This is a genomic window from Gemmata algarum (assembly GCF_034097035.1).
GTDB lineage: Bacteria > Planctomycetota > Planctomycetia > Gemmatales > Gemmataceae > Gemmata > Gemmata algarum.
Map to the genome: position 1 here is coordinate 227,623 of NZ_JAXBLV010000178.1, position 13,136 is coordinate 240,758.

At 68.7% G+C, this 13,136-nt stretch carries 9 protein-coding genes; 4 read left to right on the forward strand and 5 right to left on the reverse strand.

Translation table 11 applies throughout. The features are described from left to right. Window positions 1–262 precede the first annotated feature (262 nt). Together R5W23_RS15335 and R5W23_RS15340 are read right to left on the reverse strand one after the other, a co-directional pair. A complete protein-coding gene (locus tag R5W23_RS15335; RefSeq protein WP_320687039.1) occupies window positions 263–1,159 on the reverse strand; it encodes a dihydrodipicolinate synthase family protein in 897 nt (298 codons plus the stop codon). A 93-nt stretch (window positions 1,160–1,252) separates the two neighbouring features. Continuing rightward, window positions 1,253–3,388, reverse strand: coding sequence for a bifunctional serine/threonine-protein kinase/formylglycine-generating enzyme family protein (locus tag R5W23_RS15340; RefSeq protein ID WP_320687040.1), 2,136 nt, complete (start codon window positions 3,386–3,388; stop codon window positions 1,253–1,255). A 114-nt stretch (window positions 3,389–3,502) separates the two neighbouring features. Between R5W23_RS15340 and thiS the strand changes: the two genes are divergently transcribed. Next, the gene (gene thiS, locus R5W23_RS15345) at window positions 3,503–4,546 is read left to right on the forward strand and encodes a sulfur carrier protein ThiS (protein ID WP_320687041.1); all 1,044 of its coding nucleotides are present in this window, start codon (window positions 3,503–3,505) and stop codon (window positions 4,544–4,546) included. A 38-nt stretch (window positions 4,547–4,584) separates the two neighbouring features. Here the strand turns inward: thiS and R5W23_RS15350 are convergent, their stop codons facing one another. After that, the gene (locus tag R5W23_RS15350; RefSeq protein ID WP_320687042.1) at window positions 4,585–5,826 is read right to left on the reverse strand and encodes an aminotransferase class V-fold PLP-dependent enzyme; all 1,242 of its coding nucleotides are present in this window, start codon (window positions 5,824–5,826) and stop codon (window positions 4,585–4,587) included. A gap of 122 nt (window positions 5,827–5,948) precedes the next feature. Between R5W23_RS15350 and R5W23_RS15355 the strand changes: the two genes are divergently transcribed. After that, window positions 5,949–8,969: a M48 family metallopeptidase gene (locus R5W23_RS15355; protein WP_320687043.1), complete on the forward strand. Its 3,021-nt coding sequence runs from the start codon at window positions 5,949–5,951 to the stop codon at window positions 8,967–8,969. A gap of 107 nt (window positions 8,970–9,076) precedes the next feature. On the opposite strand, the gene R5W23_RS15360 is transcribed toward R5W23_RS15355, so the two are convergent. After that, complete coding sequence (locus R5W23_RS15360; RefSeq protein WP_320687044.1) at window positions 9,077–9,937, reverse strand: hypothetical protein; 861 nt, start codon at window positions 9,935–9,937, stop codon at window positions 9,077–9,079. 119 nt (window positions 9,938–10,056) lie between these two features. Here R5W23_RS15360 and R5W23_RS15365 point away from each other — a divergent pair, with 119 nt between their 5' ends. Further along, window positions 10,057–10,872: a pseudouridine synthase gene (locus tag R5W23_RS15365; protein WP_261184703.1), complete on the forward strand. Its 816-nt coding sequence runs from the start codon at window positions 10,057–10,059 to the stop codon at window positions 10,870–10,872. A gap of 92 nt (window positions 10,873–10,964) precedes the next feature. Next, entirely contained in the window at window positions 10,965–11,783 is an 819-nt protein-coding gene (locus R5W23_RS15370) for a dihydroorotate dehydrogenase electron transfer subunit (protein WP_261184704.1), read from the forward strand. Between the two features lie 478 nt (window positions 11,784–12,261). On the opposite strand, the gene R5W23_RS15375 is transcribed toward R5W23_RS15370, so the two are convergent. Then, window positions 12,262–13,071, reverse strand: a complete 810-nt coding sequence (locus tag R5W23_RS15375; RefSeq protein ID WP_320687045.1) for a tetratricopeptide repeat protein — start codon at window positions 13,069–13,071, stop codon at window positions 12,262–12,264. Window positions 13,072–13,136: the final 65 nt, after the last annotated feature.

Below are 13,136 nucleotides of genomic sequence, written 5' to 3' on the forward strand. Positions count from 1 at the left end.
AGTTCCAATCGCCCGCCGCGGTTGGGAGCATTTCTTTTTCCCAACCGCTCGCATTTTCTGTGCAACGCGGTGCGTGCGTCCCCATCAACGGGCGCCCCTTCAATCCAGTCCCAAGCCATTAGAAGAACTCGATCAAAACACGACGCGGCCGCCTCAGTAAGAGTCGGGCGGCACAGTGCTACCGCCCGATTGAGGCACTCCGTCATGAACGCGAGTTCACGCTGGGCGAACAGACCACCCGGGGGCACTGGCGGCATTAGCTTCACCGTGTTGGGCGAGTGGCGATCGCGGTGCGGATCAGTTTCAGCACGTGCTCGCGCTCCGCGCCGACCAGCGGCAGCCGCGGGGAGCGGCACAGTTCCGTACCGTACCCGCACTCGGCCGCCGCGAGCTTGATGTACTGCACCAGCTTCACGTGCGTGTCGAGGTGCAAGAGCGGCGTGTACCAGCGGTACACGTCCAGGGCCTCCTTCCACTTGCCGGCCTGGGCCAAGTCCCACAGCAGCCGGTTCTCGGCGGGGAACGCGTTCACCAGCCCGCTCACCCACCCGACCGCCCCGAGGATCATGCACTCCACCACGAGGTCGTCGACCCCGGCGAAGATCACGTAGCGGTCCTCGGTGAGGTTGATAATGTCGGTGATGCGCCGCGGGTTGTCGCTCGACTCCTTGATGCACGCGAACTTCGGCTCGTCGGCCAGCTCGACGAACATCGCGGGCGTGATGTCCACCTTGTAGGCCGGCGGGTTGTTGTAAACCATGATCGGCAGGTCGCTGGCGCCCGCGACCGTCCGGAAGTGCGCGATCGTCTCGCGGTCGTCGCTCTTGTACACCATCGGCGGCAGCACCATCAGCCCGTCGGCGCCGAGCTTGGCCGCCTCGCTCGCCCACCGGCACGCGCCCGCGGTGGTGTACTCCGCGACGCCCGTCAGCACCGGCACCCGCTTGCCGACGTGCTCGACGGCCGCTTTCAGCAGCTCCTTTTTCTCGGCCAGGTCGAGCGTGGTGTTCTCGCCCACGCTGCCCATCATCACGACGCCGTGAACGCCCGCGTCCAGCATCGCGTCGAGGTGCTTGAGCGTGCCGGGGACGTTCAGCGATTGATCGGAATGGAACTGCGTACACAGGGCCGGGAAAACGCCTTGCCAGTTCACTTTCATCGCGGGCCTCGCAGACAGGGAAGGAGCGGAACGGACAGACGAAGAACGGGACAGCCGGGGGTTGCGCGTCGCACCCCGGAAGGCCGCCCGCCTTCATTTTTGCAGGGGCGCGTACACGACCCGGAAGCCGACGTAATCGAACCGGTCGGTGGGGCGCTTGCCGTCGCGCGCCGCGGAGCGGACGCCGGACGCGCGGTCGCGGAACGAGCCGCCGCGGATCACGCGCATGTCGCCGTCGGCCGGTCCGGTCGGGTCGGCCCTGGCGCCGTCCTTGTAGGCGTCGATGCGGAACCAGTCGCCGCACCACTCCGCAACGTTCCCGTGCATGTCGTACAGCCCGAAGTCGTTCGGCTTGGTCTTACCGACCTCCGTTCCGAATCGCAGCGGCTTGCCGGGCACCTCGCCCACGCCCTCAAGAGCGTCTTCGCCGGTGGCGAGGAACACCGCTTGCTTCGGGAACGCGACCGTGTCGCCGCACGAGAACGGTGTGGTCGTGTTGGCGCGGCACGCGTACTCCCACTCGGCCTCCGTCGGCAGTCGGTAGGCCCACCCGTTGCGCGCCCACGGCTGCCCGCGATCCTTCTCCAGCAGCTTGCGGCAGAACTCGTTGGCCTCGTCCCAGGTGACGGAGTCCACCGGCAGCGACGTGCCCCGGGCCGCGAGCGACGCCCCCCGCGACGGCGCCCCGCCCATCATTCGGACGTACTGGCCGTGCGTCACCTCGGTGGCACTCATGAAGAACGGCCCGCGGACCGTCACCTCGCGCACCGGCCCCTCGCGCCCGTCGTCGGCGCGCCCCGGCTCCTCCTCCGACGAGCCCATCTTGAATGCCCCGCCGTCCAGCCGGACCATCTTCATGCCGGCGGTGTTAGTGAACGGCTCCGGCACCGCCGGGCCGGCGTTCATGAAAGCCAGAAGCGCCGCCGCCCCGAGTGCCGCGAGTACGAACAGCCCGCCGAGCACCACGAGCACGGCGCCGACGGGAAACGTGGCCCGGGGGCGCCGCCGCAGCGCGGGGCCGTCCTCGTGCGCGGAGAGCGTGAACGCCTGACCGTCCGGCCCCGGATCTGCAGTCGAGAACGGGTCCGGCGCCGGGTCCGGCCCCGCGGTCGTAGCCGGGTGGCCCCCGGGCCGCGCGGCCGGGTCCTGGTGACCGAACGCGGGCGCCATCAGCGCCTCGATGCCGGGTGCGAGGGCCGGGCAGAACGGCTGAAGCGCCGCCGCCAGTTGGAGCGGCGTCTGGGGGCGGTGGTCCGGCTCCTTCGCCATGCACCAGTGGATGATCTGTTCGAGCGCCGCGGGGGCGTCCGCCCGCCGCGACAGGAGGTCCGGCGGCGGGTCGATGCAGTGCTTGAGGAGCTTCTCGGTCGGGGTCGCGCCGTCGTACGGGACCAGCCCCGTGAGGGCGAAATAGAGCGTGCCGCCGAGCGCGTAGATGTCGGCCCGGATGTCCACGGCCGTCGGGTTCCGCGCCTGCTCCGGGGCCACGAAGTCGGGCGTCCCGATCACGAACCCCTCCTGCGTGATCCGGTGCGCGTCCGGGCCGCCGGGCGGCTCCATCAGCCGGGCGAGCCCCAGGTCCACGAGCTTCACGGCCCCGCCGTGCCGCGGGGCGATGATGTTGGACGGCTTGATGTCGCGGTGGACCAGCCCGCGCTCGTGCGCGTGCTGAAGCCCCAGCGCCGCCTGCCGGATCACGTCGCACGCCCGAGCGATCGGCAGCGGGCCGGCCTCGCGGACGATCTTCGTGAGGTCGGTGCCGTCGATCAGCTCCATGACGTAGAAGTGGTACCCGTCGACCTCCTCCGCGTCGTACACCTTGACCACGTTCGGGTGGTCCATCGCCGACAGGGCGAGCACCTCCTGCTCGAACCGCACGACGGCGACGGAGTGGGTGAGCCGCTCCCGGCGGATGACCTTCAGCGCAACATCCCGGCCCATGCGGGTGTCGTGGGCCTTGTAGACGCGCCCCATCCCCCCCTCGCCGAGCACCGCGAGCAGTACGTACCGGCTGGCCACCTTGAGCGCGGAGCCGCGCCCCCGCGCGACCTCGCGGATCTGGTACGGGGTGAGCCACCCGCGGCGGCTCACCTCCCGCGCGGCGGCCGGCAGGTCGGGCCGCGCGTGCGCGATCCAGCCCCACAGGTCGCGCAGCTGCGCGTCGGTCAGCAGCCGACTGGCCTGCAAGTGCTGATAGAAGATGGCCGTCGCGTCGGCGGCGCTGCTCATCGATCGGTCACCGGTGGTGCGAGTGGCGGCCCTTGCCTTTGTACCAAGGCGGGCCGGGGGCGTAAGCCCCGCGCCCGCCTATATGCTAACGGGTACCGAGAACGGAGCAGCACCATGCCGAGCATCACCGTCAACGAGCAGCCGCACACCTTCCCCGACCCCTTCACCGTCGCCGACCTGATTCGCCACCTGGGCAAGGACGCGAAAACGCTCGCGGTGGAGGTGAACCGCGCCGTGGTGCCCCGGGCCGACCACCCGGCCCACCGGCTCAGCAACGGCGACGCGGTCGAGGTGGTGACGCTCGTGGGCGGCGGCACCGCCCCGCCGCTCCCGCCGGACGACAAGCCGCTGAAGGTCGGGAAGTTCAGCTTCCGGAGCCGGCTGTTCACGGGCACCGGCAAGTACCCGTCTTACGAGCTGATGCAGCAGTGCATGGACGCCAGCGGGTGCGAGGTGACCACCGTGGCCGTGCGCCGCGAGCGGCTGATCGACAAGGACGGCAAGAACATCCTGGACCACCTCGACCTGAAGCGGCTCACGATCCTCCCCAACACCGCCGGGTGCTTCAGCGCCGAGGACGCGGTCCGGCACGCCCGGCTCGCGCGCGAGCTGCTCTCGGGCCTGGAGAACCCGGGGGCAGACTGGGTCAAGCTCGAGTGCCTGGCGGACAAGCGGACGCTCCTGCCCGACCCCGTGGACACCCTGAAGGCGACGGAACAGCTCGTGAAGGACGGGTTCACGGTGTTGGTCTACACCAGCGACGACCCGGTACTCGCGAAACGGCTCAAGAACGCCGGCGCGGCCAGCGTGATGCCGGCGGGCAGCCCGATCGGCAGCGGGCAGGGCATCCTGAACCCGAACAACATCCGCATCTGCCTGGAGTACCTGAAGGAGAACGACCCCGACTACCCGGTGATCGTTGACGCCGGCGTGGGCACCGCGAGCGACGTTTCGGCGGCGATGGAGCTGGGCTGCGACGGGGTGCTCCTCAACACCGCGATCGCGAGCGCGAAGGACCCGTTGCGGATGGCGTGGGCGATGCGGTACGCGACCGACGCCGGGCGGCTCGCGTACCTCGCGGGCCGCATCCCGAAGCGCCTCTACGCCAACGCCAGCAGCCCGACCGAGGGGGTTATCGCGGCGAGCGGTAGCAAGTGAGCGACGCGGCGGCAGCGCCGACCGCCCCGGCGCGAACGTCACCCACGCGCAACGCCGATCTCCTTCAGCACGTCCGCGAGCCGGTCGATCTCGGCTTCGGTCGTGTAGAAGTGGTGGCTCACCCGGATCAGCAACCGGCCCGGGCGCTCGATTACCGGGATCTCCACCCGGCGCGCCCACAGCTCCTTCCGCAACTCGGGGGCGGTCCGGCCGGCCGGCAGCTCGAACGCCGTCATCGCGCCGCACAGCCCCGGTACCGAGGGGGTCGCCAGCGGCAGCCCCAGCCCGCCGATCACCGCGCGCGTGTACGCGGCCAGTTCCGCGATGCGGCCGCGCACCGCGTCGAAGCCGTACTCGGACTGGAAGTCGATCGCCGCCGGGACCGCCAGCCACGGGCAGAGGTCCCGCGTCCCCTCGAACTCCAGGAAGCGCGTCCGCGGCGTGCTGCCGTATGCGTCTTGCGCGTCGGGGCCGACCGACCGCACGGTCTCGCCGATCGGGTACTTGTCGGGGTAATAGCCCCAGCTCACGTGGAGCGGCTGGAGGCGGTCCTCGTTACCCGGCCCCACCACCAGGAACCCGGCCCCGGACGGCGCCAGCAGCCACTTGTGCAGGTTCGCGGCGTAGAAGTCCGCGCCCACGTCCGACACGTCCAGCGGGACGTACACCGGCGCGTGCGCGCCGTCCACCACGGTCACGACGCCGCGCCGGCGGGCCTCGGCGCACAGCGCCTTCGCGGGCAGCACCAGCCCCGTGGGCGAAAGCACGTGGCTGAAGAACAGCAGCCGCGTCCGGCGGGTCATCGCCTTCGTGGCGGCGTCCACAATTTCCGCCGGGTCGCTCGCCATCGTCGGCAGCGGGAACGTGCGGATCGTCAGCCCCTGGCGCTGGGCGGCACGCTCCCAGCACCAGATCATCGCCCCGTACTCGTGGTCGCTCATCAGGATCTCGCCGGGGGCGTTGAGCCGCAGCCCCGACGCGACCAGGTTGATCGCCGCGGACACGTTCGACGTGAACACCAGCCGCTGCGGCGCCGTGCCGAGGAACGCGGCCGTTCGCTCGCGGGCCGCCCAGAGGAGCGGCGGCGCCTGGCGCACGAAAAAGTTCGTCGGCCCGGCGGCCAGCATCCGGCGCAGCTCCGTGGCCCGGTCGAACACCGGCACCGGGAGCGGCCCGAACGAGCCGGTGTTGAGCATCGTTACGGTCGGGTCCAGCAGCATCCGGGTGCGGGCCGCGGCCCAGTCGATCGTGCGGCCCGCAGCAGGTTCATTGTTTGACATTCGGCCCCCTCATTCCGCACGGGGTCCCCTCCGGGGGTTGACAGACGCCCCGCACCCCGCCATCGTCTATAAATACTCCCGCACCGTACATTTACAGACGGCGGAAGCCGCACAGGTCGGACATGGCCCATTCTCAGGCTCAAGAGCCCGAAGACCTCCCGCCCGAGGAAATCCCGGAGGACGACCACCGACCGGAGGCGAAAGCCAGAACCGCGGGCCGCTCGGCCGACGGCTCCGGTTCCGGACGCGCCCGGAAGCGGCGCGACGACCCCGACGGAGAAGGTCCGGCCCGGCGCAAGAAGCGCGGCCCCAAGGTGCCGTACCCGCCCAGCCCCGAGGGCGTGCCCGAGGACCTCACCGACTACCCCGCGGCCTACGTCCGGCAGCAGAACCTGCTGCTCTCCGGGCTGTTCCTGTTCCTCATGTTCTACATCGGGGCGGTGCTGTTCTTCGCCCTTGTCGGGTTCTGGTGCGTGTGGAGCCTGGGCCACTGGCTCCCCGTCAAAGTCGTCGGCATCGTCGTCTCCGGCGTGTTCTTCCTGTACCTCGTGAAGGGCTTCTTCAAGCGGCACCCGGTTGACAAAGAGCTGCACATCGAGATCACCGCGGACGAGCAGCCGGTGCTGTTCGCGTTCATCGACCAACTGTGCGACGAGCTCGACGCGCCCAAGCCCAACCGCGTGTTCGTGTCCCCGGACGTGAACGCGGCCGTCATGCCGCGGGCCACCCTCATCAACCTGTTCGTCGAGCCCAAGAAGGACCTGCTCATCGGCCTAGGGCTGGTGAACTGCATGAACCTGACCGAGTTCAAGTCGGTGCTCGCGCACGAGTTCGGCCACTTCAGCCAGTCCGCCACGTCGTCCAGTTACGCCTACGTGGCGAGCCGCATCATCGGCGACCTGATCTCCGGCGAGGACTGGTTCGACCGGGCGGTGAACTGGTGCCGCCGGCAGAACAACGTCCTGTCGGTCCTCGGGCTCGGCGTCGGCGGGGTCCTGTGGGTGGGCCGGACCGTCCTGTGGCAGATCTTCAAGGTCATCACCCTCCAGCGGATGGCGGTGATGCGGGAGGCCGAGTTCCACGCCGACCTGGTGGCGGTGAAGGCGGCCGGCAGCGACGCGGTCGCGCTCAGCCTGTTCCGGCTGAAGTTCGGCAACCTGTGCCTGATGCAGGCGGTCCAGGATCTGGCCGTGGCCCGCGACCACAAGCTGCACAGCCGGGACATGTTCCTCCACCAGGACCGGGCCGCGGCGGTGGTCCGGCTGAAGCGCAAGAACCCCGATCTGGGGCTCCCGCCGGCGCTGGACCACCCGATGGCCGGCAAAACGGTGCAACTGTTCGACCCCGCGGACGGGGACGACACCGACGACGTTCCCGAGATGCGCCGCACGCACCCCCCGGCCCACGAGCTGGAGGCCAACGCCAAGCGGACCTACGTCCCGGCGGTCGCCGACCACCGGTCGCCGTGGATCCTGTTCGCCGACGCGGACGACCTCCGGGAGCGGATGACGTACAAGTTCTACCGCATGGTGTTCAAGGTGCCGAAGAACACCGAGCTGGTGAGCGCGGCCGAGGTGCAGACGTTCATCGACAACGAGCACTCCGAAACGACGTACGACCCGAAGTACAAGGAGTGCTACGACGACCGGCCGCTCGAGCCCGGCGACCTCAACGAGCTGAACGGCCTCGTCCGGGACAAGCCCTGGGCCGAAGAGCGCATGGAGAAGGTGCTGGAGAAGCTGTACGACGGCTGCGAGCAGAACGTCGAGACGCGCAACGAGATCCACAAGGAACTGGAATCGCTCCACAGCAGCGCGACCGGCCGCCCGTCGCCCAAGCTCAAGCGCCGGATCGAGGACGCCGAGCGGAAGCGCGACGAGAACTGGGAGTGGTTCAAGTCGTTCGACCGGCGGGTGTACCTGCTGCACGTGCAGATGGCGGCACAGGTCGCCCCCGAGCTGAAGGACGAGCTGGTCGAGCGGTACCGGTTCCAGTTGGAGGTGCAGCGGCTGTACATGGAGTCGCGGCACGCGTACGACGAAGCCGAGCGGCACCTCGCGGTCCTCTCGCACCTCCAGCAGCAGCACGGCGACCAGGTGTCCAGCGAGTTCGTCGGCGAGGTGCTGCGGGTGCTGCGGGCCTCGTGGAAGTCTTTGCGGAACATCATACGCGACGCCAAGGAACTCAACCTGCCGGCGATGAAGAACTTCGAGGAGGGCGAGAACCTCGCCGACTTCATTCTCGAAGGCAAGATGGTGCCGGAGCCGCCGCTGAGCTACGTCAAGGGGACCTGGATCGTCAAGCTGAAGCAGCAGCTCCAGAGCGCCCGGTCCAAGTGCTTCCGGCTGCACTTCAAGAGCGTCGGCGGGATCTTGCGGATGCAGGAGGAGATCGCGGCGAAGTGGAAGGCCGAGCGCGAGCCGATCAGCGCCGAAGTGATCGGAACCAGCACCGCCGAGACGGTGCCGGTCGAGGTCATTGAGGCGGAAGTGATCGACGCCGAAATCATCGACGCGGAAGTGATCGACGCCGAGGTCATTGAGGCGGAGGTGTTACCCGGCGCGCCTCCCGCGCTGCAAGCCGCCGCCGCGGCGGTACCGGCGATCGGCCATTTTTCGCCCGCAGAACCCGAGCCGCGGATCGAACAACCGTCGGGACCGGTCGAACCGGAACTGAGTGCGAGGGCCGCCCCCGTGACGGTCGTTGCCGCGGAACTGCCTGTCGGTCCGCCGGTAGCCGCGGCCGACGTGTTCGCGCTCGATCGGCCTCCCGAGCCGGCGCCGGAACCGCCCCCCGCGCCCACAATGGAAGGCGGACCCACACCCGGCGCCAACGAACCTGTTACCGGCGCCGCCCCGGTGCCAGCTTCCCACGGACACGAAACAGACGAGTTCGTTGGCGCGGTCGAGGTGATCGGAGAAGCAACACCGAAGCCGGCGGCGCCGGCACTCTCGGGCATCACGGAGTTGCCAACGCCCCACGCCTCGGAACCGGCCGTCGTCAACGGGAGCCTCGACGCGGGCACCGATCTCGGCTTCCCAGCAGCCCCGGCAACGCCCGGACTGAAGCCGGCGAACGGCAAACGGCCGGCGATCCGAATCACGACGGTGCTGCCCGGTGACCGCTCACCGCTGGCAAAGTGACGCTGGCCGGGCCGGCGTGGATTTGTGTTCGTTGTTGGTTGTTCGGGGGCTGAGGGGGACCCGCTCGCGCCGCGAGCGGCGCCCGCACTCCCGTCCGTGACTTTCGGTCACTGAACCTTCCGGAACACCGCGGTCACGCCCTGTTCCAGGCTCGGGTGATGGAGTTCGTCGTCCTCGAAGATGACGATAACGTTCCGCTCACCGGACGTGCCGGTCAGGAGCAGTTTCAGCCCTTTCGTTCCGACCAACCCCTTCACTTCATACTGCCCGCCGGCGGTCGCAGCCCCGGAACCGGTGCGGCTCACGGTGTAAGACCCGTCGGCGGTGTACGTCAGTTGCTCGCGCGTACCGCTGCCCAGATCGGCGGCCCAGGTTCCGACCAGCGCAGCGGTGTGTTTCGCGACCAGACGCTTCGCCTCGGCCGGTGCCACCACGCCGCCGTTGAGCGCAACGCTCGGCGCGCCTGACGGCCTCAGATCGGTCGGCCGCTTTGGTGCGCCGGGCGGCGCGACGTTGACGGCCGGCGGAGTCAACTTTGAGGCCATTTTCCCGCCCGGAACCGGCTGCACATCGACCGGCGGAATGTCTTCGGGAGCCATCCCCCCTTCGGCCGCCTCGCTCTGCTTCTTCTTGTAGAGGAAGAACGCCAGCACCAGCATAATAACGACAAGAACGCCGAGAATGACGAATCGCAGCGGGGAGTTCTTGTAAGACCCTTCGTCGTCCGCCGCGCGGCGCTTCTTCTTTTTCTTCAGGGTTCGCTCTTCCTCGTCGTCTTCGTCAGCGACGGCCGCCCTCACGGCCTTCACCGCGGCCCGGGGCTTGGCCGGCTCGTCGCCCTCGTCCGGGTCCTCGACCACGAAGTACGTTTCGCACTTGGGGCAGCACACGGTCTGCCCGACCTTGAACCCCGAACCCGACTTCAAACCGGCGCGACACTCCGGGCACTTGAGTTTCAGCACGCTCACGGTTCGGCGCTCCAAAAGTATCAAAATGAGGCGGTAACGAACTGGCGCCACTGTAACCGGCCCGGTGCCGGCGGGCCACCGCTACTTTCTCCCGGGCGCGTGTGGTACAATGCTGAGTTATGGAACGTCTCAACAAATATCTGGCGCACGCGGGGGTCGGGTCGCGCCGGCACTGCGACAAGCTCATCGCCGCCGGGCGGGTCAAAGTGAACGGCGTGAAGGTGACCGAACTGGGCCTGAAGATCGACCCGTCGGCCCACCAGATCGCGGTCGACGACCAGCCCGTGCGGGCCGAAAAACTGGTGTACTGGGCGGTCAACAAGCCGGTCGGTCACCTCTGCACGAACCACGACCCCGCGGGCCGGCCGCGGGCCGTGGACCTGCTCCCGCACGTGGAGCAGCGGGTGTACACCGTCGGCCGCCTCGACGAGGGGAGCGACGGCCTGCTCCTGATGACCAACGACGGCGACCTCGCGCAGGGGCTGACCCACCCGCGGTACGGCGTCCCCAAAATGTACTTCGTTCTGGTCGCCGGCCGACCGACCGACGACGACCTCCAGAAGCTCATGGACGGGGTGTGGCTGAGCGACGGCAAGGTGCGGGCGAAGAGCGCCAAGCGGATCAAGGCGCAGGGCAACGGCACCTGGGTCCGCGTGGTGCTCACGGAAGGGAAGAACCGCGAGATCCGGCGCATGCTGGCGAAGCTCGGCCACAAGGTCATGCGCCTGAAGCGGGTGGCGATCGGGCCGGTAAAGTTGGACAAGCTCCCCAAGGGCAAAGCGCGGCGGATCAGCGATGAAGAGCTGAAGGCGCTCAAGGCGTTCGTCACGCGGGCGCGGGAAAAGATCACCGCGGCGCGGTTGAAAGCGGCGGACGGTGGCCGCAAAACAGCACCAGACGCGCCCAAGAGGCCCCGGAAAACCGACGGCGCGTGAGCCGCGCCGGCGGCACGGCGGGCCATCGCCGTTGTTGTCTGCGGCCCCTCCTGTGCGTTTTGTGCTCCTTTGCGGCCATCCCTGGTTCTCTGATGTTTCACCTGACAGCGCCGGTTCTCGAACACACCAAACTCGCCGCGCGCACGTACCGCGTGCGGCTCCGCGCCCCGGAGATCGCGGCGGCGATTCGCCCCGGGCAGTTCGTGATGCTCCGGCTGCCCGGCACCAGCGACCCGCTCCTGGGGCGCCCGTTCGCGCTCTACGACACCGTTCTCGAAAACGGCCAACCGGTCGCGATCGATGTCGTTTACCTCGTCGTCGGCAAGATGACGGGGCGGCTCGTGGAGGTGAACGCGGGCGAGCCCCTTCAGGTCTGGGGGCCGCTCGGCAAGCCGTTCCTCGACACGGGGACGGCCGACCGCGTGACCCTGGTGGCGGGCGGGATCGGGCAGACGCCGTTCCTCGCGTTCGCGCGCGAGCTGCTCGGCGCCCGGGGGTTCGGGGGCGATGCGCCGCGGGCGCGGGCCAAACGGGTCGCCCTTTACTACGGCGTTCGGAGCGCCGAGCTGGCGGCCGGGGTCGAAGATTTCCGGGCCGCGGGCGTCGAGGTGCACCTCGCCTCGGACGACGGCAGCGTCGGGACGAAGGGCTTCGTCACCCAGTTGCTCGAATCACACGGCCCGACCGGCCCGCTGGTCGGGTGCGGCCCCGAGCCGATGCTTCACGCCCTCGCCAAACTGGCGGCGCGGTGGAACGTGCCGTGTCAGGTGTCGCTGGAAACCCCGATGGCGTGCGGGATCGGGGTCTGCTTCAGTTGCGTGGCGAAGGTGAAAACGCCCGACGGCGACGACTACAAGCGCGTGTGCGTTGACGGCCCGTGCTTCGACGCCGCGAAGCTGGTCTGGGAGTGACGCAAACCCGCGCAGATCAAATTCAGTCGTTTCAAGTTCGCGCCGCGCGTCTCCGGTTTTGAGCGCGGTCCGGTCGCTCCGCGAGTATTCCGATCCCGGCGTTGACCGCCACGCACATTCGGACCCCGGAGCCATCTCCGCACGGAGTGTCCGGACCGCAATCAAAACTGGTGGCAGAACGGGGCTCTGACCGTGACTGCGTCTCGGCACATGCGACCCTCGCATTTACCAAGGCCTATTTCGACAGAACGTCCAAATTCCGAACGAATTTGAATGCAGTCCGAATGAGTGCCGTTTCGAGCTAAAAACCAAGAAGTAAAACGCACGTGGTGCGAGGCCATTGTTGCCCCGCACCACGTGTGCACTAGTGTCCGATTGTTACCTGCTACACGTTCGGAGAGTTGCGGACGCCGTCGAACGTCACCGCGCCCGCTCGGACGGAAGAAGCCCACTGCTCACCCGAACGCTACAGCCGGCGTCAGCCGTCGGCCTTCCCGCTGCGGAGCCGGGCGAAGTGCGGTCGCGGGAACGACACCACATCCGTTCGCACCGCGACATCATCCCGCTTCGGCCCGATCCCGCCAGCGATCCGCACGAACGGTAAAAGCACACGGTCGCCGTCCCTGGCGAATTGCGCGTCCTGCGCGTGCCGTGTGTACTCGGAGGCTTTTTCCGCCTGCCGTTGTGCCTGTCGCGCCGTTTCGAACCGCACCCGCCCGAACAGCGAGGTAAGTTCCGCGCTCCCGGGGTTCAAGAAGCTGGCCCGCTCCAGAACCTTGCGTGCCGCCGACGGACGGTTGGCTTCAAGCAACCCGCGCACCACAACGCGGATCACCTCGATGTTCCCGGGCGTTTGGTCCGCGGCAGCCATCATCTCCCGGGCGCCGCATTTCACCTTGCCGCACCGCACCGCGGCCCGCCCGAAGGCGGCGCGGAACGTCGCGTTGGTGCCGTCGAGCAGCGTCGCCTTGCGGTACGCTAGCATCGCCCGGCGGTCGCACCCGTCCGGGTCTTCCTCCCATGCACGACCGGTGAGGTAGCAGGCGCGGGCGTCGCTCGCGTCAAGCGCGATCACCGTCTTCAGGTGCCGCCGGGCCACCACAAACCGTCCGCCGTCGAGCGCCAGTTCCGCCGCCAACTTGCTGCCGTCGCGGAGGATGTCGGCCGGCACATCCGGGCGCGCAAGAAGCCGGTCCAGTTGAGCGAGAGCGTCCGTCTTGCGCCCGCTGGCCGCGGTCGCGCGAATCGACTCCCAGCCGGTCTGGATCAGGGTGAGCGTCCTGCTCATGCCGCTGCCTCCTTGCAGCTTCTTGCTGCGAGTAATCAGTGAGTGGTGGGAAGATATACCGGTCC